The sequence below is a fragment of the Pseudoxanthomonas sp. PXM01 genome (assembly GCF_014851815.1).
Taxonomy (GTDB): Bacteria; Pseudomonadota; Gammaproteobacteria; order Xanthomonadales; family Xanthomonadaceae; genus Pseudoxanthomonas_A.
Window position 1 is genome coordinate 478,811 of the sequence record NZ_JACVAJ010000002.1, and the last position, 23,759, is coordinate 502,569.

General features: G+C 68.1%; 19 protein-coding genes. 7 read left to right on the top strand and 12 right to left on the bottom strand.

Features of this window, described 5'->3' with window-relative positions; genetic code table 11:
• Positions 1-33: 33 nt before the first annotated feature.
• From IB230_RS11640 to IB230_RS11650, 3 genes are read right to left on the bottom strand one after another with little or no spacing between them, the layout of a single operon-like run.
• On the bottom strand, positions 34-2,841 hold the full coding sequence (locus IB230_RS11640; RefSeq protein WP_192272388.1) for an ATP-binding protein: 2,808 nt from the start codon (positions 2,839-2,841) through the stop codon (positions 34-36).
• Positions 2,834-3,541 carry a hypothetical protein gene (locus IB230_RS11645; RefSeq protein WP_192272390.1) on the bottom strand — a complete coding sequence of 236 codons (708 nt, stop codon included), beginning with the start codon at positions 3,539-3,541 and terminating at the stop codon, positions 2,834-2,836. The genes IB230_RS11640 and IB230_RS11645 overlap by 8 nt, the downstream gene beginning before the upstream one ends.
• Positions 3,538-4,857 (bottom strand): hypothetical protein, encoded by a 1,320-nt coding sequence (locus tag IB230_RS11650; protein ID WP_192272392.1) that lies wholly within the window; start codon positions 4,855-4,857, stop codon positions 3,538-3,540. The genes IB230_RS11645 and IB230_RS11650 overlap by 4 nt, the downstream gene beginning before the upstream one ends.
• 170 nt (positions 4,858-5,027) lie before the next feature.
• On the opposite strand from IB230_RS11650, the gene IB230_RS11655 reads away from it, so the two are divergent.
• The 3 genes from IB230_RS11655 to IB230_RS11665 all read left to right on the top strand — a co-directional run bounded on the left by IB230_RS11655 (position 5,028) and on the right by IB230_RS11665 (position 8,635).
• Positions 5,028-7,070, top strand: a complete 2,043-nt coding sequence (locus IB230_RS11655) for an NADPH-dependent 2,4-dienoyl-CoA reductase (RefSeq protein ID WP_192272394.1) — start codon at positions 5,028-5,030, stop codon at positions 7,068-7,070.
• A 392-nt stretch (positions 7,071-7,462) separates the two neighbouring features.
• Positions 7,463-7,918 (top strand): cell wall hydrolase, encoded by a 456-nt coding sequence (locus IB230_RS11660; RefSeq protein WP_093296426.1) that lies wholly within the window; start codon positions 7,463-7,465, stop codon positions 7,916-7,918.
• Between the two features lie 105 nt (positions 7,919-8,023).
• On the top strand, positions 8,024-8,635 hold the full coding sequence (locus tag IB230_RS11665; protein WP_192272396.1) for a glutathione binding-like protein: 612 nt from the start codon (positions 8,024-8,026) through the stop codon (positions 8,633-8,635).
• A gap of 16 nt (positions 8,636-8,651) precedes the next feature.
• Here the strand turns inward: IB230_RS11665 and IB230_RS11670 are convergent, their stop codons facing one another.
• From IB230_RS11670 to prpB, 3 genes are all read right to left on the bottom strand, one after another.
• On the bottom strand, positions 8,652-9,149 hold the full coding sequence (locus tag IB230_RS11670) for a hypothetical protein (protein WP_192272398.1): 498 nt from the start codon (positions 9,147-9,149) through the stop codon (positions 8,652-8,654).
• A 171-nt stretch (positions 9,150-9,320) separates the two neighbouring features.
• Positions 9,321-10,475: a 2-methylcitrate synthase gene (prpC, locus tag IB230_RS11675; RefSeq protein WP_192272400.1), complete on the bottom strand. Its 1,155-nt coding sequence runs from the start codon at positions 10,473-10,475 to the stop codon at positions 9,321-9,323.
• 14 nt (positions 10,476-10,489) lie between these two features.
• The gene (prpB, locus tag IB230_RS11680; protein WP_192272402.1) at positions 10,490-11,374 is read right to left on the bottom strand and encodes a methylisocitrate lyase; all 885 of its coding nucleotides are present in this window, start codon (positions 11,372-11,374) and stop codon (positions 10,490-10,492) included.
• Between the two features lie 135 nt (positions 11,375-11,509).
• On the opposite strand from prpB, the gene IB230_RS11685 reads away from it, so the two are divergent.
• Together IB230_RS11685 and IB230_RS11690 are read left to right on the top strand one after the other, a co-directional pair.
• Positions 11,510-12,736 (top strand): citrate synthase family protein, encoded by a 1,227-nt coding sequence (locus IB230_RS11685; RefSeq protein WP_192272404.1) that lies wholly within the window; start codon positions 11,510-11,512, stop codon positions 12,734-12,736.
• An 87-nt stretch (positions 12,737-12,823) separates the two neighbouring features.
• Complete coding sequence (locus tag IB230_RS11690; RefSeq protein WP_192272406.1) at positions 12,824-14,227, top strand: M14 family zinc carboxypeptidase; 1,404 nt, start codon at positions 12,824-12,826, stop codon at positions 14,225-14,227.
• Between the two features lie 6 nt (positions 14,228-14,233).
• On the opposite strand, the gene prpE is transcribed toward IB230_RS11690, so the two are convergent.
• The 6 genes from prpE to IB230_RS11720 all read right to left on the bottom strand — a co-directional run bounded on the left by prpE (position 14,234) and on the right by IB230_RS11720 (position 21,042).
• A complete protein-coding gene (gene prpE / locus IB230_RS11695) occupies positions 14,234-16,135 on the bottom strand; it encodes a propionate--CoA ligase (protein ID WP_192272409.1) in 1,902 nt (633 codons plus the stop codon).
• A gap of 117 nt (positions 16,136-16,252) precedes the next feature.
• The gene (locus IB230_RS11700) at positions 16,253-17,110 is read right to left on the bottom strand and encodes a hypothetical protein (protein WP_343227311.1); all 858 of its coding nucleotides are present in this window, start codon (positions 17,108-17,110) and stop codon (positions 16,253-16,255) included.
• Positions 17,111-17,317: 207 nt separating this feature from the next.
• Positions 17,318-18,304, bottom strand: a complete 987-nt coding sequence (locus IB230_RS11705) for a malate dehydrogenase (RefSeq protein ID WP_192272413.1) — start codon at positions 18,302-18,304, stop codon at positions 17,318-17,320.
• A gap of 79 nt (positions 18,305-18,383) precedes the next feature.
• A complete protein-coding gene (locus IB230_RS11710) occupies positions 18,384-19,586 on the bottom strand; it encodes a pyridoxal phosphate-dependent aminotransferase (RefSeq protein WP_192272415.1) in 1,203 nt (400 codons plus the stop codon).
• A gap of 129 nt (positions 19,587-19,715) precedes the next feature.
• Positions 19,716-20,492, bottom strand: coding sequence for a hypothetical protein (locus IB230_RS11715; protein ID WP_192272417.1), 777 nt, complete (start codon positions 20,490-20,492; stop codon positions 19,716-19,718).
• Between the two features lie 52 nt (positions 20,493-20,544).
• Positions 20,545-21,042: a peptidylprolyl isomerase gene (locus tag IB230_RS11720; RefSeq protein ID WP_192272419.1), complete on the bottom strand. Its 498-nt coding sequence runs from the start codon at positions 21,040-21,042 to the stop codon at positions 20,545-20,547.
• A 359-nt stretch (positions 21,043-21,401) separates the two neighbouring features.
• Here IB230_RS11720 and typA point away from each other — a divergent pair, with 359 nt between their 5' ends.
• Both typA and IB230_RS11730 read left to right on the top strand, forming a co-directional pair.
• Positions 21,402-23,231, top strand: coding sequence for a translational GTPase TypA (typA, locus tag IB230_RS11725; protein ID WP_192272421.1), 1,830 nt, complete (start codon positions 21,402-21,404; stop codon positions 23,229-23,231).
• 15 nt (positions 23,232-23,246) lie between these two features.
• Positions 23,247-23,717 carry a DUF2127 domain-containing protein gene (locus IB230_RS11730; RefSeq protein ID WP_192272423.1) on the top strand — a complete coding sequence of 157 codons (471 nt, stop codon included), beginning with the start codon at positions 23,247-23,249 and terminating at the stop codon, positions 23,715-23,717.
• The last annotated feature ends 42 nt before the right edge of the window (positions 23,718-23,759 follow it).

Below are 23,759 nucleotides of genomic sequence, written 5' to 3' on the forward strand. Positions count from 1 at the left end.
CGACTTACGTCGCTCCCACAGCATTATGTTGCCTTACGCGGCTGCGGCATCCCCGCTGCGGTCGCGTTTCAGCACCGCGACCGGCTCGGCCCACGTGCTCGCCGCGCGGCGCTTGCTGGTCGCCAGCACCAGGTCGGACGGCTCGAACACGTTGACGTTGTGCGTGATCGGCGTGGTCAGGATGTACTGCGCATCGGTCGAGCGCAGGAAGCGGCCGACCTTCTCGATGTTGGCGACGTCGAGGTGCGCGAACGGTTCGTCGATGAAGACGAAGCCGCCCGGTTGCTCCTCGTCGCGCAGCAGCGCCACCAGCAGCAGCAGCGACTTCATGACCTGCTGGCCACCCGAGGCTTCGCCGTCGTCCAGGCCGATCCAGCCCTTGCGGTCGAAGTCGAAGCGCACGGTCAGGCCGGCCTGCGCCAGCGCCGTATCCTCGTTCACCAGTTCGGGCAGTTCCGCGTCCACGCCGATGCCGGCGAGATCGCCCAGGGCGGCCAGGTTGCGCTTGTAGCGACGTACCGTAGCGCGCAGCACGTTGATGTACGCGCCACGCGCCTCCTCGGTCAGACGACGGGCACGATGCAGATGCGTTTCGCGCTTGCCGATGGCGGCTTCCAATCCCGCATGGTCGGCGCCGAACTTGTCGCGCAGGGCGACGCAGCCTTCGTCCTCGACATAACCACCGCGTGCGATGCGCTCATCGATGCGCTCGAGTTCACGGCGCACGGCACTGCTGCTTTCGTATTCCTCGCGTGCCGCGCGCAGCACGGCGGCGCTGCGCCACGCCGCCGGCATCTGCGCACGACGGCGACGGAAGTCGACGATCCGCTGCGCCAGCGCCAGACGTTCCTGCCCGATCTGCTGGCCACGCTCCTTCAGCTCGCCGGCCAGCGCCTTGATTTCGCCGGCACGGCTGGCGGCCGCGATGCCTTCCGCCTTGTCGAGCGCTTCCAGACCATCCAGCCGCTGACGTGCCTCTGCCAGTGCCGCGGCCGCCTCGGCGGCGGCATCCGCCAAGGCAGGCAGGCGCTCGGCGGCATCGGCGAACTCCGCCGCGCGCGTGACCAGTTCCTGACCGGCGTCCAGACCGAGCAGGCGCGACTGCGCCCCGTCCAGCTGTCGGCGCAAGGTCGCCAGGGCGTCCTCGCGAACCTGCGCACGGTCCTGCAGCATGGCCTGCTCCGACCGCAGCGATGCCAGATGCGCCTGACGCGCACCGGCGCCGAAGTGATGCGCGCCACCGCCGATGTGGCGGCCACCGCGCTGTTCGCGCAGGTAGCCCTTGGCGGTGATCCAGTCCTGGCCCTTCGACAAGCGATGACCGGCCTCGACGTCGGCCACGCGCTGGATGCGGTCCAGATGGCGCGGCAGCCACGCGGGCGGATCGTCGGAGAAGCGCACGACTTCGAGCAGCGAACCCCGGGTCGCCTTCTCGACGGGTGCGCGGTCGGCGACGACGAAATGCCGGTACTGCAGCTGCTCGCCGAGGCGCCACGCCTCGCGCGCGTCCTTCGGATGTTCCAGTAGCACCAGGTGACGGTACGGCGCCAGCACCGCTTCCACGGCCGTCGCCCAGTCGGGATCGACCACGTCGACCAGCTCGGTCAGTACCCGATGCGCAATGCCCTGCCGGTCCAGCGCAGCGCGGAAGTCGCGCTCGAACGGTTCGATCACCCGGCCACCGCCGCTGAGCGCAGCGACCTGCGCGACGATCTCGCCGGTTCGCTGGCGGTCACGCTCGGCTTCCAGCTTCAGTTCGGCCTGGCGACGGCGACCGTCCTCCAGTTCACGACTCAGGGCGTCGACATCGGCGCCGCCGCGTTCGGCCTGCAGCTTCGCCAGTTCATCATGGCGGCGCACCAGCGATTCGGCATCGCGCGCGTGGTCGCGCGCCTGGGTGAAGGCGGCTTCGGCCTGCTTGAGCTGCGCGCGCGTGTCGACCAGATCGGAACCGGCGCGATCGCGCTGCAACTGGGCGGCCACTTCCTGCGCCAGCAGGCTGGCATGCGCGCGTTCCCGCTCACGCAGCGCGCGGCGCAGGCCAGTCAGGCGCGGTCGCGCGCCTTCGACGGTGGCGCGCAGGTCGGCGAGTTCCACCTTGGGCGCGATCTCGGTCTGCAGACGGTTGCGCTGCGAGCGCAGCGACAGGCCATCCTCGAACGAGCGCACGTCGGCGCGTGCGGACTCCAGCTTCACGTGCAACTCGGCCAAGCCCTGCTGCAGCTGACCGATCTCCTTCTCCACGTCGAACTGCTCGCTGCGGGCGCGCTGGTAGTCGTCCAGCACCGCCTTGTCTTCGAACACGTCGAACACCAGTTGCAGCAGCTCACGCGGCGACAACTGGCACAGCTTGTCGGTCGCGCCCTGCTCCAGCGTCAGCACGCGGCAGATCGCGCGGCTCAGACCGGCACCCGCCAGGCGCACGCGGTAGTCGCGCACGCCCAGCCAATCGCCGCCCTGGTCCAGCGTTTCGACCGGCACGTCGCCGGCGACGATCTGGTAGTCGCGCGACCAGTCGCCCCCGCGCTTGCGAATGCGGCAGGCGATGGTGACCTGCTCGTCCATGTGCGGGAAGAACGCGCGCTTGCCGCGGCGGTCGACCGGATTGCTGACCACCGCGCGCAGCCAGGCGTACGGCTTGCCGTTGTGGCGCAGGTAGGTCTTGTAGTCGCGCGCCATGTCGCGGTCGTCGATGGCGAGCAGCGTGCGCAGCGCATCAAGCAGGGTGGTCTTGCCGGACCCGTTCGGCCCGACCACGGTGATGACCGACGCGTCCAGCGGCAGCGTGTAGCGCTGCCAGTAGTCCCAGTGGACGACTTCCAGGCTGCGGAACTCAAACATCGGCCGGCTCCTCGTTCACTTCGTCCAGGCTGTCGTCCGCGGGCAACGCAGGGGCATTCGCCTGCGAGGCGCGCGCCTCCTCGATCACGTACGCCAGCGCACCGTCCATCACGCGGCTGGCGATGCGTTCGTAGTCGAACGCCAGGTCGAGCAGCGGGCCTTCCTGGATGCGCTCGCGGCGGCGCACGATGAAGCCGTGCCGCTGCAGCGTGCCGAGATTCATCTGCAAACGCCCCTTGCCACCGAGCTTGTCGGCGAAGTCGGCCAGCAGCGTGCGCTCGTTGATCGGTTCGATCAGTTCGGACCCGACCGGCACCGGCTTCAGCTCGGCGAACATCTGCTCCTGCTCGTGCTGGCGATCGCCCTCCTGGCGTGCGATCTGGCGTTGGCGTTTCGGCAGCACCAGCAGCGCCCACAGCACGACCAGCAGCGCGATGGTGTCGCGGCCGAGCGACAGGTTGCTGGCAGCCCAGGCGTCGCCATGGCCGAACACCTCGCTCTCCTGCGCGCGCGCGATGCCGACGGCGACGTGGGCGGCGTAGGGGTGTTCGAGCAGGCGCAGGCCGGCGGCAGCGAGGCGGCGGTCGAGGTCGTCGCGCAGTTCGGCGTCGACAAGCACCTGGCGCACGGCGCGGTCGTCGCGCGGCAGCCAGCGCTCGGCCAGCAGCCGCGCGATCAGGGAAGCGATGGGGTCATTCATGCGGTACGGGCTTTCTTCTTGCGGGAAGGCGCAGGCGCAGCCTGCGTCTCTGGGGTCTGCGGCAGCAGGCGGCCGCGGCTCATGTAGGCCACGCCGGCGCGCTGGACGGATTCGAATTCGGCATCGACATGCCACTGCATCGGCAGCTGCGCCAGCGAGGCCGCCACGCCGTTGCGGTTCTCCGCACCGGCATCACCGATCAGGCCGAGCAGCGACAGGCGGTAGGCGCTGACCGCGAAGCCGTCCTGCGGCACCCAGTCCGACAGCGGCGCTTCGGTGTCGAGCGCGGCGAGCTGGTCGAACCATCGTTCGGCATGGCCGTAGTCGTTCTGCACGACCGGCGCCTGCGTCTCGGTCGGCGCGGCCTGCGACGGCGGCAGCGAGGCGTCGTCCTGCGCGGCACGTTCGCGTTCGACCAGTTCGTATTCGGCCACGTCCAGTGCGATCGGCCCCAGCGCGAACGCCGGCTGCGGCATGCGCGCCAGCACGTCGTCGGCCAGCGCGGTCAGTGCCGCGGTGTCGAGCACGCGCAAATAGCGGTTGACGTCGGATGACGACAATCCGCTCGCGCCGAGGTGCACGCGGTGGCGGTCCAGCTGGTTCAGCGCGCGCTGGAACACCGACGCCTGCCGCAGCAGCGCACTCTGCGCGCGGCCGATCTGCTGCGCGACGCGGTGGGTGGCGGTATCGAGGTCGCCGTCGGCGGCGATATCGCGGATCAGCTCGGTGCCCTTCTCCACCCATTGCCAGACCGATTGCAGGGTGTCGGCGGCGCGCTGGATGCGGTGTTCCGAACCGCTGAGCACGGCCTGGTCGAAGTCCTCGCGCAGCTCGTTCAATCGCGACAGCAGGTGTTGCAGGTCGTCCGCCTTGACCCGGCCGACGGCCTGGCCGGCGGCGAGCTGGGCGGTGACGTAGGCGAGTTCGTCGCCCTCGCGCTGGAACTGCAGCAGCAGGCCGATCGAGGCCAGCGCCTGGCGGCCGACCGGGCTGATGCGGTAGCGCTGGCTGGCGGCGTCCCACAGCAGCAGGCCGTTCTCGCGCAGGCGGCCGAGCACGGTGTCGAACTTGACCGGGTCCAGGTAGGCGAACTGGTCACGCAGCTCCTGCGGCGACCAGTCCGGCGCTTCGCCGCGCTCGCCGAGGGTGCGCAGGACCAGCAGGCGCACCATGACGCTCTCCTCGCCGCCATGGAACAGCGTCGAGAAGGCCCGCAGCAGGTCACGGGCGTTGAGCAGGGGGTGGAGGTCCGGCAGGTCGGCGGCGGCGAAGCCGGCGCGCAGGTAGTCGTGCAGGGGCGGTGAGGCGGTGTCCATGAAAGGCCGGGAACCTGGGTGCCCCCATGGTCCCCGAGCCGCCCGCGCCGGACAACTCTTGCAAGGCGGGCGGGTCTGTGCCCTGCTTCGCGCCGCGGATGCCGCTTGCGCCGGACGCCCGGGCGCGGCATCGTTCGCTCCTTCCATACGCACGCGTATCCACAGCCCGCATGACGTCGACCGCCGCCGCCACCGACTCTTCCGCCTACCCGCACCTGTTCACCCCGCTGGACCTGGGCTTCACCACCGTACGCAACCGCGTGCTGATGGGGTCGATGCACACTGGACTGGAAGACCGGGCGAAGGATTTCCCCCGACTGGCGGCCTACTTCGCCGAACGCGCGGCCGGTGGCGTGGGGCTGATCGTCACCGGCGGGTTCTCGCCGAACCTGGTGGGCTGGCTGAAACCGTTCGGCGGCAAGCTGTCGTGGCCGTGGGAAGCGCGCCCGCACAAGTTCGTGACGACGGCCGTGCACGAGCACGGCGTGAAGATCTGCGCGCAACTGCTGCACGCCGGCCGCTACGGCTACCACCCGCTGACCGTGGCGCCGTCGAGGCTGAAGGCCCCGATCAACCCCTTCACCCCGCGCGCGCTGTCCGCCCGTGGCATCGAGCGCCAGATCAGCGCCTACGCCAACGCGGCGAAGCTGGCGCGCGATGCCGGCTACGACGGCGTCGAGATCATGGGTTCGGAGGGGTACTTCATCAACGAGTTCACCGCCCCGCGTACGAACCAGCGCAACGACGCCTGGGGCGGCACGCCGGAGAAGCGGATGCGCTTCGCGGTGGAGATCGTCCGCCGCGTGCGCGAGGCGGTCGGTCCGGACTTCATCATCATCTACCGCCTGTCGCTGCTGGACCTGGTCGAGGACGGCAACCAGTGGGAGGAAATCGTCCAGCAGGCCAAGGCTGTGGAAGCGGCCGGCGCGACGATCATCAATTCCGGCATCGGCTGGCACGAGGCGCGCGTACCGACCATCGTCACCTCGGTGCCGCGCGCGGCCTTCGTCGACGTCACCGCCAAGCTCAAGCCGCATGTGCGCGTGCCGCTGGTGGCGACCAACCGCATCAACATGCCGGACGTGGCCGAGGGCATCCTCGCCTCAGGCAAGGCCGACATGGTGTCGCTGGCGCGCCCGCTGCTGGCCGACCCGCAGTGGGCTGCCAAGGCACGCGCCGGCACGCCGCAGGCGATCAACACCTGCATCGCCTGCAACCAGGCCTGCCTGGACCATGTGTTCGAGAACAAGCTCGCCAGCTGCCTGGTCAATCCGCGCGCCTGCCACGAGACCGACCTCCTCTACAAGAAGACGTTCGCACCGAAGACGGTCGCGGTCGTCGGTGCCGGCCCGGCCGGCCTGGCCTGCGCGACCGTCGCCGCCGAGCGCGGCCACCGGGTGACCCTGTTCGATGCGGCGGACGAGATCGGCGGCCAGTTCAACTACGCCAAGCGGATCCCGGGCAAGGAGGAGTTCCACGAGACGCTGCGCTATTTCCGCCAGCGGCTGGAGGAAACGCGCGTCGACGTGAAGCTGTCCACGCCGGTGACGGCCGCCGAGCTGACCGGCTTCGACGAGGTCGTGCTGGCCACCGGCATCACCCCGCGCAAGGTCGCCTTCCCCGGCGCCGACCACGCCAAGGTCGTCAGCTATGTGGATGTGCTGTCGGGTCGCGTCACCGTGGGCGCCCGCGCGGCGCTGATCGGCGCGGGCGGCATCGGCTTCGACGTGGCCGAGTACCTGACCCACGAAAGCCATTCGCCCTCGCTGGACCCCGCCCGCTGGATGGCCGAATGGGGCGTGGACCCGACCTTCGAAGCCCGCGGCAGCCTGGTGAAGCCGCAGCCGGAGCCGCCGGTGCGCGAGGTCTGGCTGCTGCAGCGCAGTGCCGGCAAGCCGGGTGCCCGCCTGGGCAAGACCAGCGGCTGGGTCCACCGGGCCACGCTGAAGGCCAAGCAGGTGAAGATGCTGGGCGGCGTGGAGTACCTGGGCGTGGACGACACCGGCCTGCGCATCAAGGTGGAGGGCGCCGAGCAGCTGTTGCCGGTCGACCACGTGGTGGTCTGCGCCGGCCAGGAGCCGCGCCGCGACCTGCAGGCCGACCTGATCGCCGCCGGCAAGACGCCGCACCTGATCGGTGGCGCCGACGTGGCCGCGGAACTGGACGCCAAGCGCGCGATCGACCAGGGCAGCCGGCTGGCAGCGAGGCTGTAGCGTCGAGCTTGCTCGACGCCGCACGGGTGGGTGAGCCACTCAAAACAGCGGAGCAAGCTCCGCTCTACGACCCTGTTCCGGGCGTCGATTTGCCCTTGCGGCTGCGACGTTCCTCACAGTTTCCAGCCAGACGGACACCCCCGGCGTCAAGCCGACCCGTTCAGGCCGAGTTGGGACTGCCCCCCCTACCTTGCGCCGACTTTCCGGCCCGCCGCCCAGTTCAGGCGGGCTGAGCCCGGCGCTCGGACCCCCTCTTGGTCCGGCCTTGCCGGTCCCCGGGCAGCCCGTGTGAAGGCTGCCTCCCCATGACGCCCTGCCGCATGTCCCAGGTTTGCCGCTCCCATCGTGACGGGAGAGGCAGGGGTGCGGGAAAGACGGAGCAAGGAGTTCCCATGAAACTGGCCTGGATCCTATGGCTGTCGCAGATGTTGCCGCAGCCGGCCGCCGATTCGCTTTGCCTCAGCACCACCGTTTACCTGGAAGCCCGCGACCAGACCCTGCGCGGCCAGCAAGCCGTCGCCGAAGTAGCCTTGCGCCGTCGCGACAGCGGCCTGTGGGGCGATTCCGTCTGCTCCGTGGTCACCGCCCGCAAACAGTTCGCCCCGACCATCGTGGGCCCGAACACCCGCCTGAAGAACCCGGACGCCTGGGCCAAGTCGGTCAGCGTCGCCCTGAACGCCGAGCGCAACTGGGCCCTGCCGCCCGGCCAGCGCAAGGAGATCGTGCCGGGCGCCAGCCACTTCATGGCGCACCAGATCGCCAGCCCGAGCTGGCGCAACGCGTATCACGTGGCCACCATCGGCGACCACACGTTCCTGCGCGTGCAGAAGCTCAAGCCGCGTTCCTGAGACGGCAAGTCGTGATGATGCGACGGTCCGTTGCACCGCGCATCACGCTGGAAACATTCGAGGCCCGCGATAATCGCGGGCCTTTCTTTTTCCAGGGGACACTGCATGAAGCTCTATACCAAGCCCGGCGCCTGCTCGACCGCCGACCACATCGCACTGCAGTGGACCGGACAACCGTTCGATGTGCAGGTGATGACGGCGACCGAGATGAAGGAACCCGCCTACCTGGCGATCAATCCGACCGGCGCCGTGCCGGCCATCGTCGACGGCGACTTCGTGCTCACGCAGAACGCCGCGATCATGGGCTACATCGCCGACGCGTATCCTCAGGCGCATCTCGCCGGCGACGGTTCGCCGCAGCAGCGCGCGCTGGCCGCCAAGTGGCTGGCGTTCGTCAATTCGGACCTGCATCCGGCGTTCCACCCGCTGTTCGGGCCGGCACGCTTCATCGGCGACGAAACGCAGTTCGACGCGGTGAAGGACGCCGCCCGCAAGCGGCTGCGCGGCCTGTTCGAAAGCGCGGAAAAACAGCTGGAAGGCCGCGACTGGCTGGCCGGCTTCCGCAGCTTCGCCGATCCGTACTTCTACATCACGCTGCGCTGGGCGGCGCGCACCGGCGTCGATCTTTCCGGCTTGCCGAACATCGCAGCGTTCACGCAGCGCATGGAGGCCGATGCCGGTGTGCAGGCCGCCCTGAAGGCCGAAGGCCTGAGCTGACCGCGATGCGCGCGCGTCAGGCCACCGACGCGCGCACTTCCTCCAGCCAGCGGGTGGCGAAAGTGTGGTCGCGCGCCTTCGTCAGCGCGGTGGCCACGTCGGGCAGCAGCGCCACCAGCTCGTCGGCATCGGCGCAGCGCTCGACCTTGAGCTGCAGGAAGTATCCCTTCAACCCGATATGTGAGCGGATGTCGTCGGTGATGCGTGCGTAGAGCAGGTTGTAGCGGTCGGCCGCCGTGCGCGTGGCCGCCTGCAGCGTATCGCCCGGCTTGGGGGCGGACACGGCGGCCAGCACCCACGCCGCGCCCGAACGCCGTTCGATCAGTCCTTCCGCTTCCAGTTGTTGCAGGGCGTCGTCGGGCGCATGCAGCCCGCTCATCATCGTCCGCAGTTCATCGTCGTTGCGCTGGCCATCCACCAGCAACAGGATCGAACGCAGCACCGCCGGCAGCTTGCGCGTGCGCTGCTGGATCTCGTTGCGTCCGGCCTCGGTCTTGCACCACATCGTCTGCATGGCGTCCCCCTGCATCGCACGACGGGCCTCTCCCGACGGTCGCGATGCACCCCTAGCGTCCGCCAGTAGTACCGCGCCGGACCCGTTCCGGGCTGCCACGCGGGTCACACAAACGACACGGGGCCGCCCGACCTTCGTCGAAGCGGCCCCGCGGACACCTGTCGGCGCGGCTCAGCGCTGGTCGATCGGCACGAAGGCCAGGTCTTCCGGGCCCGTGTAATTGGCGCTGGGACGGATGATCTTGCCATCGATGCGCTGTTCGATGACGTGCGCGCTCCAGCCGCTGGTGCGGGCGATCACGAACAGCGGCGTGAACATCGCCGTCGGCACGCCCATCATGTGGTAGCTGACCGCACTGAACCAGTCGAGGTTCGGGAACATCTTCTTGATGTCCCACATCACCGACTCCAGCCGCTCGGCGATGTCGTACATCTTCGTGCTCGACTGCTCGACCGACAGCTCCTTCGCCACGTTCTTGATGACGTCGTTGCGCGGATCGCCGGTGGTGTAGACCGGATGACCGAAGCCGATCACCACTTCCTTGCGCTCCACGCGCGCCTTGATGTCGGCCTCGGCTTCGTCCGGCGTTTCGTAGCGCTTCTGCACTTCGAACGCGACCTCGTTGGCGCCGCCGTGCTTCGGACCGCGCAGCGCGCCGATGCCGCCGGCGATGGCCGAGTGCATGTCGCTGCCGGTGCCGGCGATGACACGACAGGTGAAGGTCGAGGCATTGAACTCGTGCTCGGCGTACAGGATCAGCGAGGTGTGCATCGCGCGCACCCAGCTGTCCTTCGGCTTCTCGCCGTGGAGCAGATGCAGGAAGTGACCGCCGATGGAATCGTCGTCGGTCTCCACGTCGATGGCGCGGCCGTTGTGGCTCCAGTGGTACCAGTACAGCAGCATCGAGCCCAGCGAGGCCATCAGCTTGTCGGCGATGTCGCGTGCGCCGGGATGGTTGTGGTCGTCCTTTTCGGGCGACACGCAGCCGAGCACGGACACGCCGGTGCGCATCACGTCCATCGGGTGCGCCGACGGCGGCAGTTCTTCCAGCGCGGCCTTCACTGCGGCCGGGATGCCGCGCAGCGACTTCAGCTTGGCCTTGTAGCCGGCCAGTTCGGCGCGGTTGGGCAGCTTGCCGTGCACCAGCAGGTAGGCGACTTCTTCGAACTCACTGGTCGTGGCCAGGTCGAGGATGTCGTAACCGCGGTAGTGCAGGTCGTTGCCGCTGCGGCCGACCGTGCACAGCGCGGTGTTGCCGGCGGCGGTACCCGACAGCGCGACGGATTTTTTCGGCTTGAAGCCGGGGGCAGGCGTGGTTTCGCTCATGGTGGACTCCCTACTCACTTCTTTGCGGAAAACAGGGTATCGAGCTTCTGCTCGAAGGCGTGGTAGCCGATGCGGTCGTACAGCTCTTCGCGCGTCTGCATGGTATCGACCACGTTCTGCTGGTGACCGTCGCGGCGGATCGCCTGGTAGACGTTCTCGGCGGCCTTGTTCATGGCGCGGAATGCGGACAGCGGATACAGCTGGATCGCCACGCCGACCGAGGCCAGCTCGTCGCGGGTGAACAGCGGCGTCTTGCCGAACTCGGTGATGTTGGCCAGCACCGGCACCTTCACCGCGTCGACGAAGCGCTGGTAGGTCGGCAGGTCGTAGGCGGCTTCAGCGAAGATGCCGTCGGCGCCGGCCTCGACGCAGGCGATGGCGCGTTCGATGGCAGCATCGACGCCCTCGACCTGGATGGCGTCGGTGCGCGCGATCAGGAAGAAGTCCGGATCGGTCTTGGCATCGGCGGCGGCCTTGACGCGGTCGACCATCTCGCCGGCCGACACGATCTCCTTGCCGGGACGATGGCCACAGCGCTTGGCGCCGACCTGGTCCTCGATGTGGCAGGCGGCCGCGCCGGCCTTGATCAACGACTTCACCGTGCGCTCGATGTTGAACGCACTGGGGCCGAAGCCGGTGTCGATGTCGACCATCAGCGGCAGGTCGCAAACATCGGTGATGCGACGGACATCGATCAGCACGTCTTCCAGCGTATTGATGCCCAGGTCGGGCAGGCCCAGCGAGCCCGCGGCGACACCGCCGCCCGACAGGTAGATCGCCTTGTAGCCGGCGCGCTTGGCCAGCAGGGCATGGTTGGCGTTGATGGCGCCGATCACCTGCAGCGGCGATTCGGCGGCGAGGGCGGCGCGGAATTTCGCACCTGCGGAAACGGAACTCATGGGAACTCCTGTCGATCTGGCGCCCGGACGTGCCGGCCGCCGGAGGTGCGTGAAGGGTACGCCCCTCTTCGGGTCGCAAATCTGGCACTATCCGCAGGGTTGATCAATCTTGATCGAATCAATCAATATTTTCGCATGGCGTCCTCCACCGACCTGCTGACCGCGCGCGAGACCTGCCGCCTGCTGGGCATCAGCCAGGCCACGCTGTACGCCTATGTCAGCCGCGGCCTGCTGGAGTCGCGTCCGGGCAAGGACCAACGCAGCCGCCTGTACCTGCTGCAGGACGTGGAGCGGCTGGCGCAGCGCAAACAGGTGGGGCGCGGGGCGGCCCGTGGCGCGGCGCAGAGCCTGGACCGTGGGCTGCCGGTGCTGGAAACGCGCATCTCGCTGATCCGTCCCGATGGACCCTACTACCGCGGCCGCTCGGCGATCGCGATGGTGCAGGACGGCGCCACGCTGGAAGACGTCGCCCGGCAGCTGTGGGGCGGCGGCGAGGACGACCCGTTCGCCGAGCCGTCACTGACGCAATGGCCGACGGTCGTCGCACCGCTCGCCAGTGACGCCTCGCTGCCGCCGCTGGAACGCGCGATGGCGGCCATTCCGTTGCTCGCACTCGACGTGCGCCATTCCTTCAGCTCGGCGCCGCGCGTACGTCATGAGATCGCGGCGGGGCTGCTGCGCCACAACGCAGCACTGCTCGTCGCCCGACCACCCTCCGACGCGCCGGTGCATCGCGTGCTGGCGCAGGCCTGGCATCCCGATGACGACGGTTTCGCCGAACTCGTGCGTGCCGCCCTGGTGGTCTGCGCGGACCACGAACTCAACGTCTCCGCGTTCGCCGCGCGCGTGGTCGCCTCCACCGGCGCGCATCTGCACGCCACCGTCTGCAGCGGCCTGGCGGCGCTGTCCGGCCCGCGCCACGGCGGCGCCACCGCGCGCGCCTACGCCCTGATCGCCGACGCCAGCGAAGCACGCTCGCCGCGCGCCTTCATCGCGCAGCGCTGGCAGCGTGGCGACGACCTGCCCGGCTTCGGACATGCGCTGTATCCACAAGGCGATCCGCGGGGCGCCGAACTGCTGGCGCGTGCCCGTGCGCGCCACGCCGGCGAGCGCGAGATGGCCGCGCTGGAGACACTGATCGCCGCGACGGAAGACATCAGCGGCCTGCGGCCGAACATCGACTTCATGCTTGCCGCCATCTGCCACCTCAACCGCCTGCCGGCGACACCGGCACTGGTGATGTTCGCCGCCGGCCGTCTCGCGGGATGGCTGGCGCATGCGCTGGAACAGCAGGCGCAGGGCCGGTTGATCCGTCCGCGGGCGAGCTATACGGGCGTGACGCCGCCTGCAACATCGGCGTGATTGACTGGCATCCCGCGGATGCGTGGGTTTGACATCACCGACGCATGCAGGGACCCTGCCCGGGCCCGTCTTTCTCCTGCTGCTGCAATGCGCCCTGCCCTTGCCCTGTGCCTGCTGCTGACGATGATGACCCCCACCACCATCGCCCGGGACACCGACGCGCCCGACGTGACCGCGACGTCGCGCGCCACGACGCCCGTTCCACCGCCACCGAGCTGGCTGTCCGATCTGGATGCGCTGTACGACACCGACCTGCGTGCGGTCGGCCTGGACGACCGCACGTTCAATGCCGAGCACTGGTGGTCGGTCGCCACGCCACTGCTGGACAAACATCATGGCTTCCGCATCGACGAGATCGGACGCAGCGTCGAGGACCGTCCACTGCGCCACGTGCGCTGGGGAACCGGCAAGACCTCCGTGCTGCTGTGGTCGCAGATGCATGGCGACGAGAGCACGGCGTCAATGGCGCTGGCCGACCTGTTCCGCTTCCTTGGCGAACACGCGGACCATCCGCTGGTGAAACAACTGCACGCGAACACCACGCTGCACATCTTTCCGATCGTGAACCCCGACGGTGCCGCGCGTTTCCAGCGCCGCAACGCGCAAGGCATCGACCTCAATCGTGATGCGCGGATGCTGGCGACGCCCGAGGCTCGCACGCTGAAAGCCCTGTTCGACCAGGTGAAGCCGACCTACGGTTTCAACCTGCACGACCAGCGCGTCGGCTACCGCGCAGGCAACTCGGATCGCGGCACGGCCATCGCGCTGCTGTCGCCGCCCTACAACCACGCCGCCGACGTCAACGACGTGCGCACGCGCGCCATCGAAGTGGCCGGCGTCATCCGCACGGCATTGGAGCCCTACCTCGCCGGCCACATCGCGCGCTGGGACGAGGAGTTCGACCCGCGCGCGTTCGGCGACCTGACCACGCAGTGGGGCGCCAGCACCGTGCTGATCGAAGCGGGCGGCATCGAAGGCGACGTGCAGAAGCAGCGCCTGCGCAAGCTCTACTTCCTCGGTCTGGTGGCGGCACTGGACAGCATCGCCACCGGCAAGCATGCGGGCGTTTCGCCCGCGCTGTATCGCGACCTGCCGGAGAACGGCGATGTCTGGCCGGACCTGGCGCTGCGCGGCGGCACCCTTTCCGTGCCCGGCCATCCGCCGACGCGCGCCGACCTGCTGGTCAACTTCCGCAATCCGCTGACCGAGACCGGTGGTGCGATCGCAGACGTCGGCGACCTCGGCACGAAGAAGGCGCGCCGCACCATCGATGCACGCGGCCTGTTCATCGTGCCGATTGCAGGACATGCGGGCGAACGCACCGTCATCGAAGCCAATGACGACAACGATGAAGACGCAGGCTCGCCGATGCCGCTTACGCCAGGCGCTTCGGCGCGCTTCGTGCTCAGCCGCGACCCGCAAGGCCGCGACGTGGTGTGGACGCTGGACGGCGACGTGGATCCGGCGACGCCCTCGCCGCCGGTCCGCTGACGCGTCTCAGCTGCCGACCTCTGGTCCGCGCAGCAGCGCGCGCTTCACTTCCTCCAGCGCGTTGGGATCGTCCAGCGTCGACAGATCGCCAGGATCGGCGCCCTGCGCCAACGCCTGCAGCGAGCGTCGCAACAGCTTGCCCGAGCGGGTCTTCGGCAGCGCGTTGACGATGTAGACGCGCGCAGGCCGCGCCACCGCCCCCAGGCGCTGCTCGACCGTGCGACGCATCCCATCGGCGGCCTGTACGCGCTCGTGTGGCTCTTCCGTCGCCTGGCGCAGCGTGGCGAACACCACCGGCACCTGTCCCTTCAGCTCATCCGCAACACCGATGACGGCCGCTTCCGCGACGGCGGCGAAACCCGACACCGACTCCTCGATCTCGCGCGTGCCCAGGCGGTGGCCGGCGACGTTGATGACGTCATCGGTGCGGCCGAGGATGAAGGTGTAGCCGTCCTCGTCGCGGATCGCCCAGTCCAGCGAGCTGTACAGCAGCTCCTTGAAGTGGCTGAAGTAGCTGGACAGGAAACGCGCATCGTCGTTCCAGATGGTGGTCATGCAGCCCGGCGGCAGCGGCGGCTGCATCACCAGCACGCCCTTCTGTCCGGGACCGACTTCCTCACCGGACGCCTCGTCGATCACCTTCATCCGGTAGCCGAGATTCGGGAAGCCGGGTGAGCCGAACCGCACGGGCTTCATGTCCAGGCCGGGCAGCAGCGTCAGCGCCGGCCAACCCGTTTCGGTCTGCCAGTAGTTGTCGATCACCGGCTTGCCGATCGCATCGGTGATCCAGTGCGCGGTCGGTTCGTCCAGCGGCTCGCCGGCGAGGAACAGGTATTTCAGTTCGGACAGATCGTGGCGTTTGATGAAATCGATGTCGTGCTTCTTCAGCACACGCACCGCCGTCGGCGACGAGAACATCGTGCGCACGCCGTACTGCTCGCACAGCGCCCACCAGATGCCGGCGTCGGGATTGATCGGCAGACCTTCGTACAGCACCGACGTCGCACCGACGATCAGCGGCCCGTACACGTTGTACGAATGGCCGACGGCCCAGCCGACGTCGGAGGTGGAGAACATCACCTGCCCCGGCCCGACATCGAACACGGTGCGCATCGACAGCGCCATCGCCACCGCATAGCCGCCGACATCGCGCTGCACGCCCTTCGGCTTGCCGGTGGTGCCGGAGGTGTAGAGCAGGTAACTGGGTTCGTTCGACTCCAGCCATTCCACCGGCACCTCCGCATCGCCAACCTCGGCGCGCAGCGTGGCGTAGTCCTCGTCGCGCCCGGCGACCTTCGGTTCGGCGGGATCCAGCCCTCGCGACACGATCAACACCTTCGGTGGCGGCGTCACCGCCTGTGCACAGGCCTCGTCTACCAGCGACTTGTAGGGAATGACCTTGCCGCCCCGGCTGCCGGCATCGGCGGCGATCAGAAGTTTCGGTTGTGCGTCGTCGATGCGCAGCGCCAGGTTGTGCGCAGCGAACCCACCGAACACCACCGAGTGCACCGCACCGATGCGCGCGCAGGCGAGCATTGCGAAAACCGCTTCGGCCATGTTGGGCATGTAGATGACGACACGATCGCCGCGGCCGACATCGAGTTTCTTCAACACCGCCGCGAACGCATTCACCTCGCGATACAGGTCGCGGTAGGTCAGCTCGCGGGTGACGTCGGTTTCGGTGGATACCGCCACCAGCGCCAACTGATCGCCGCGCTCGGCGAGATGACGGTCGACCGCGTTGTAGCAGAGGTTGGTCTGCCCACCGACGAACCAGCGGCGGAACGGCGGCGTCGAATAGTCCAGTATCTGCTGCGGCGGGACGTGCCAGTGGATCGCCTTGGCCTCCTCGCCCCAGAAGGCCTCGGGCTGCTCGATCGAGCGCCGATAGACGTCTTCGTATGCCATGCGATCCTCCCAGATGCAGCGACTGGGACGAGCATAGTCCCGCGCTGTGGCAGCGGCCCTCCTACCTTGGTCGCATGGGACACGCGGTCGCATGCAGGCGCGGCGGCCGGCCGTCCATCACGCCAGCGGCAACGCGCTGTCCGCGCGGCACAGGCGGTCGTGCAGGGTGCGCACGGTGTCGATGCCGGCGTCGGTGCGCCCGTCGCCCAGCGTGCGTACGTAGCGGCACGCCGCGAAGCCATCTGAACGCCGCTCGTAGTCGGCCACCCACTGCATGCGGTCGGCCATGCGCTCCGGGTTGATCGGCCAGGTGCCCGGACGTGGCCGCATATGCCGGTTGATGCCGATGCGCCACGGCTTCGGGCTGACGCGTGCGCGGAAACAATGCTGGCGCACGCACATCACGGCGTACACCGGATCGGTCTGCAACGCGGTGAAACAGGCTTCGACCGCCGGCTCGTGCGGATCGAACGCGCGATGCATCGCCAGCAGCCGGATACCCGCGGGGGTGCGGTACTGACGCAGCTGCCAGTCCGGATGCTGCTCGACAAAGGTCTCTATCCGACGATCCGCCCGTGCCTCCGGACCACCGTCCCTGCCCATGCGTGATGCGTGGATGCGACGACTGATCCATGCGGCCAGCCACAGCGCAAAGGTGACCGCCACGATGCCGACCATCCACGACGAAGCTGCCAGACCGACCAACAGGGCTAAGGCCAGCAGCGGCCATCGGACCTTGCGCTTGAGCGCCGGCTCCGGCCCTGGATCGTGCAGGTCGATGTCCACGAACAATGCGCTCGGCGTGTTGAGGCAAAGCGCGCCATAAGAGTTGCGCGTGATGACGCAGTCGCCTTCCCGCGCGACGATCTCCTCGCGGATCGGCACGCCCACGGCACCGTTGTACGGCTGCTTGCCTTCGCGGCGCGGCAGCGGCTCGCCTGCCAGCACACGCTCGAACGCTTCGCGCGTACGCACATCCGCTAATGCTTGCGCATCATCCAGGCTCAGGTCGGACCAGCCAAAGCGACGGACCGTGACCTGCCTTCCCTTCGCGCGGTGTTGGAGCCGTCCTTCGGCCCAATATTTCGGAACGATCATGTCGACTCCCTTCAACTGGACGGATCGAAACAAGAACGCCGGGACATGCCCGGCGTTCCTGGACTCACGGCAGATGCCGGCGGATCAGCCCAGCAGGTGCGCCACGCCGCTGCGCTCTTCTTCCAGCTCGCCCAGCGTCTTGTCGATCGCGGCCTGGCTGAAGGCGTCGACCGGCAGGTCCTTCACCATCGTGTACTCACCGTTCTCGGTGGTCACCGCGAAGCCGAACATCACGCCTTCCGGGATGCCGTAGCTGCCGTCGGACGGAATACCCATCGTCACCCACTTGCCGTTGCTGCCCAGCACCCAGTCGCGCACGTGGTCGATGGCGGCGTTGGCGGCCGAAGCGGCCGACGACAGACCGCGCGCCTCGATGATCGCGGCACCACGCTTGCCGACCTTCGGGATGAACTCGTTCGCGTTCCAGTCGGCGTCGTTGATCTTGTCCTTCAGCGACTGGCCGTTGACGGTGGCGAAGCGGTAGTCCGGGTACATGGTCGGGCTGTGGTTGCCCCACACGACCAGCTTCTCGATGTCGCCGACGGCCACGCCAGCCTTGTTGGCCAGCTGCGACAGCGCGCGGTTGTGATCCAGGCGCAGCATGGCGGTGAAGTTCTTGGCCGGCAGGTCCGGCGCCGACTTCATCGCGATGTAGGCGTTGGTGTTGGCCGGGTTGCCGACCACCAGCACCTTGACGTTGCGCGATGCGACCTTGTTCAGCGCGGCGCCCTGGGCGGTGAAGATCTTGGCGTTCTCCAGCAGCAGGTCCTTGCGCTCCATGCCCGGGCCGCGCGGACGCGCGCCGACCAGCAGGGCCACGTCGACGTCCTTGAACGCGGCTTCCGGATCATCGGTGCCGACGATGCCAGCCAGCAGCGGGAACGCGCAGTCTTCCAGCTCCATGATCACGCCCTGCAGCGCGGCCTGGGCCTTCTCCAGCGGCAGCTCGAGCAGCTGCAGGATGACCGGCTGGTCCTTGCCCAGCATTTCGCCGGAGGCGATGCGGAACAGCAGCGCGTAGCCGATCTGGCCAGCAGCGCCGGTGACGGCAACACGGACGGGGGTTTTCATGATGCGGATCCTCGGGGTTTCGTAGGGCGGGCGTCGGCCCGCCGCGTGGGGACAGCGTGGGCCGTGGCCCACAGTGCGATTACTTCAACTCGGCGAAAAATTCCTGGAAGCGTTGCAGGCCCGGCGCCAGCTGCGGCGTCGGGCAGGTGTAGCTGATGCGCAGCGCGCGCGGCTCGCCGAACGCGGAACCCGGCACGCAGGCCACGCCCTTGGCATCGAGCAGCACGCTGCAGAAGTCGACGTCGTTCTCGATCTTCACGCCGTTGTGCGACTTGCCGAATGCGCAACTGATGTCGGGGAACACATAGAACGCGCCCTGCGGACGCGGGCAGACCACGCCCGGGATCGCTTCCATCGCCGCCAGCACCTGGTCGCGCTTGGCCTGGAACTCGGCGTTCTTCTGCGCGGGCACGTCCTGCGGACCGGTCAGCGCGGCAATCGCCGCGGCGGTGACCACTTCCGGCACGTTGGTGATGTGGTTGGAGTTCATCGTGGTCAGCGCTTTCGCGACCGACTCCGGACCGGCCATGAAACCGACGCGCCAACCCGGCATGCCGTAGGTCTTCGACAGCGAGTCGACGAACACCGTGCGCTCGCGCAGTTCCGGCCGCGCCTGCACGAAGTTGGTGTAGGCCAGGCCGTCGAACAGCATGCGGTTGTAGATGTCGTCGGTGATGATCCAGGTGTCCGGATACTTCACCAGCACGTCGGCCAGCGCAGCGATCTCGTCGCGCGTGTAGACCATGCCCGTCGGATTGGACGGGTTGTTGAACAGGAAGACTTTGGGTTTGTGCGTCGCCAGCGCATCGTCCAGCTGCGCCGGTGTCAGCTTGTAGTCCTGGCTGGCGGGACACGGCAGCGGCACGGCCTTCGCGTTGACGATGTCGGCGATGTCGGCGTACGTGGTCCAGTACGGCGACGGATAGGCGATGGTGCCGCCTTCGTCCAGCAGCGACTCGGCCAGGTTGTACAGGATGTGCTTGGCGCCGATGCCGGTGGACAGGTTGGCGCGGGTGTAGCCGGTCAGGCCGAGCGCTTCGATGTGCTGCAGGAACGCATCCAGCAGCGCATCGGTGCCGCGGTTGCTGCCGTACTGGCCGGAGTCCTTCGCCAGCGCGTCGCGCGCAGCCTGGTAGACGTGGTCACCGGGCAGGAAATTCGGAACGCCGATCGAAAAGCTGATGATGTCGCGGCCTTCGGCCTTCAGCTTCTTGGCCTTCTCGGCCACCGCCATGATCGCACTTGGCTTGGCGCGACCGATGCGCCGGGCAAGCAGGGGCATTGCACAACCTCGCGTGGGAACGGTTAGGGAGCGTCGTCGCCGTCGTTTTTGCGGCGCAAAATGGTATCACGGCACCCCGCCGCGACCGACTAGCCCATGGTCTAGGCCGCGGGCATCACCGGCGCCCGGTCACTGGTAGTCGACGACGTCGCCCAGGTCGTAGTTCTCGTCGAAATAGGCCTGCCACTGGGCATAGGCCGCGCGCAGGCAGGACGGCGAGTCGCAGGCATCCAGTTGGCGGGTCGCCGCGGCCACCGTCCTGTCGCCGTCGGGATAGCGGTCCGCCAGTTCCTTGAACTGTTTGCGCATGCCGGCATCCAGCGCACCGAACTCCTCGTGCCCGCAGACCAGCGCGGCACGCACGCTGCCGGCGGGCGCATCGGTCTCGCAGGGACCGCCCTCATCCTGCCCGGCGGCGCGGATCGCTTCGGCCACGCCCTCGCGGTCGCGCGCGGTCAGACGGCGCACGAAACCCAGGTCCTCGGTCTGACCGCCACCCCAGGTAATCCGCAGGGTGAAGGCGCCTTCCGTCGTCGAGTCCGGCACCTTGCGCACCGTGACGGTCTCGCTCGGCCCGCTGTCCGAGGTCACGTGCAGGGCCAGCGTGCCGTTGTCCAGGTCGACATCCTCGACGGTACCGTTGAGCCAGACGCCGTCACGCACCACGCGCAGCCCTCCACTCGCCTGCCACTCGAAGAGATAGAGCGTTTCCGCGTCGTCCCCCTCGCTTTCTTCCGTGCTCCACAGACCTTCCAGGCTCCGCTGGAAGCTTTCCGCCGACGGCGGCTCCACTTCCGGCGCCGCCTCGATGGGGTCGATATCGGTGTCCTGACGGCAGGACGCCAGCATCATGACAGCCATGAGCAGCAGGGCCAGGCGCACGAAGCGCAGGCAGCGATCCTTCAAGATGGTGCTCCCAAAGAAAAAGGGCCGGTCAGTGGCCGGCCCTTTCATTCCATCACGCGGACAGGAAGCGGTTCCACTCCGCCACGCGCTCGGCCTTGGCGGCCAGCACGGCATCGGCGTCGCCAGCGATGGTCACCTTGGTGATCAGGTCGCCCTGCTTGACCGAATCCACGACGTCCTGACCTTCCAGGACCTTGCCGAACACGGTGTGGCGGCCATCCAGGTGCGGGGTGGGCACGTGGGTGATGAAGAACTGGCTGCCGTTGGTGTTCGGGCCGGCGTTGGCCATCGACAGCACGCCGCGCTCATGGCGCACGCCGTTGTTGGTCTCGTCCTCGAAGCGGTAGCCCGGACCGCCGCGGCCGGAGCCCTCGGGGCAGCCGCCCTGGATCATGAAGTCCGGGATCACGCGGTGGAAGTTCAGGCCGTCGTAGAAGCCGCGCTTGGCCAGGTTGACGAAATTGGCCACCGTCAGCGGGGCCTTGTCGGGGTAAAGCTCGATCGTGATCGGGCCGTGCGAGGTGTCGAAGGTGGCGGTCAGCTGACTCATGGAACGGTTCTCCAGGGGTGATTGAGGGAACGGCGGGGCACTGCCGGCAGCCTCCTGCGTGCGCGGGGCACTCGCGGGGCGGATGCAGCGGGCCCGTCAGCCCGGTCGGCGACGACCGGGATGGCGAAGGGGGAGCGCCGGGTCTGCCAGGCAGGTCCGGCCCTGTTGCCAGATCACGGCGCCGGACCGGGATTTCAAGGGCTGGCCCCCACGGCGGCGTTCATTCTGGCGTTTTTCGATAAATCAGGTGCTTAGCGCACCGCAGCCCGCTATAATACGCCGCTTCTTTCCGCCCACGTCCTCGCGCCCTGCCCCTTTGCAAGGGGGTATCCGGGTGCGCTTTTCCGATCCCAGAATCCATGTCCATCGAAAACCTCCGCAATATCGCGATCGTCGCGCACGTCGACCATGGCAAGACCACCCTCGTCGACCAGCTGCTGAAGCAGTCCGGCACCCTCTCCGAGCGCACCGTGCTGGCCGAGCGTGTGATGGACAGCAACGACCAGGAAAAGGAACGTGGCATCACGATCCTGGCCAAGAACACCGCCATCACCTGGCAGGGCAACCGCATCAACATCGTCGACACCCCGGGCCACGCCGACTTCGGCGGCGAGGTCGAGCGCGTGCTGTCGATGGTCGACACCGTGCTGATCCTGGTCGACGCGATGGACGGCCCGATGCCGCAGACGCGCTTCGTCACCCAGAAGGCGTTCGCGATGGGCTTCAAGCCGATCGTGGTGATCAACAAGGTCGACCGCCCCGGCTCGCGTCCGGAATGGGTCGTGGAGCAGGTGTGGGACCTGTTCGACCGCCTGGGCGCCACGCCCGAGCAGATGGACTTCCCGATCGTCTACGCCTCGGCGCTGAACGGTTACGCCGGCCTGGAAGACAGCGTGCGCGGTGGCGACATGACCCCGCTGTACGAAGCGATCATGCAGCACGCGCCGAAGCCGGAAGTGGATCCGGAAGGCGCCTTCCAGATGCGCATCAGCCAGCTGGACTACAACAACTTCGTCGGCGTCATCGGCATCGGCCGCATCCAGCGCGGCACGCTGAAGAAGAACATGCCGGTCGCCGTCATCGACCGCGAAGGCAAGAAGCGCCAGGGCAAGGTGCTGCAGGTGCTGGGCTTCCTGGGCCTGGAGCGCATCGAGCAGGACAGCGCCGAGGCCGGCGACATCGTCGCCATCTCCGGCATCCAGGACCTGACGATCTCCGACACCGTCTGCGCGCTGGACACCCCGGAAGCGCTGCCGGCGCTGACCGTCGACGAGCCGACGATCTCGATGACCTTCCAGGTCAACAACTCGCCGTTCGCCGGCAACAAGGACCTGTCGGGCGGCAAGTTCCTGACCAGCCGCCAGCTGAAGGAGCGCCTGGAGCGCGAGACCGTGCACAACGTGGCGCTGAAGGTCGAACAGCTGGAAGACGCGGACAAGTTCCTGGTCTCCGGCCGTGGCGAACTGCACCTGTCGGTGCTGATCGAGAACATGCGTCGCGAGGGCTATGAACTGGCCGTATCGCGCCCGGAAGTGATCATCAAGGAGATCGACGGCCAGCAGATGGAGCCGATCGAGCAGCTCGTCGTCGATGTGGAAGAAAACCACCAGGGCGGCGTGATGGAGAAGCTCGGCGTCCGCAAGGGTCAGCTGAAGAACATGGAGCCGGACGGCAAGGGCCGTGTGCGCCTGGACTACCAGATCCCGGCGCGTGGCCTGATCGGCTTCCAGAACGAGTTCAAGACGCTGACCCAGGGCTCGGGCCTGCTGTTCCACGTGTTCGACCACTACGGCCCGAAGGAACAGGGCGCCATCGCCAAGCGCCTCAACGGCGTGATGATCGCCAATGCGCCGGGCGCCACGCCGGCCTACTCGCTGGGCCCGCTGCAGGAGCGCGGCAAGCTGTTCGCCGCCGAAGGCGACAACGTGTACGAAGGCCAGCTGATCGGTATCCACTCCAAGGACAACGACCTGACCGTCAACGCGATCAAGACCAAGCCGCTGACCAACATGCGTGCGTCGGGCAAGGACGATGCCATCCAGCTGACCCCGGCGATCAAGTTCTCGCTGGAACAGGCACTGGACTTCATCGACGACGACGAGCTGGTCGAGATCACGCCGAAGGAAATCCGCCTGCGCAAGAAGTTCCTGACGGAAAGCGACCGCAAGCGCGCCTCGCGCGCCGCCTGATCGTCGCACCGCGCCTTGGAGACCTCCGCGTACAACCCGGATCCCAGGGCGCACCCCGGTCTGCACGCCATCGCCCTGTTCGAGGGCGCCAAGGGCGTGCTGGCCCTGGCCTTCGCCGGCGGACTGCTGGCGCTGGGCCCGGATCGCCTGCGCGAGAGCGTGCAGGCGATCATCAGCCGCTTCGTTCCCAGCGCCGGTCCCGGCGTGATGGGCCAGTGGCTGGACAAGATCAACCCCGAGTCCGTCCATATCGCGGTGCTGATCATCGCGGTCTACGCCGCCATGCGGCTGTTGGAGGCGTGGGGTCTGTGGCGCGCGCGCGCCTGGGCGTCGTGGCTGGGCTGCATCGGCTCGGCCGCCTATCTGCCGCTGGAGGTCAACGCGCTGTACCGCCACCCCGGCTGGCCCACGGCGGCGTTGCTGGTCGTCAACCTCGTGATCGTCTGGGTGCTCTGGCGCGACATCCGCCGCCGCAAGAACATTTGACGCACAGCCCGGCCGCTGCGTAGCCTGCGGCAACCCCGCGAA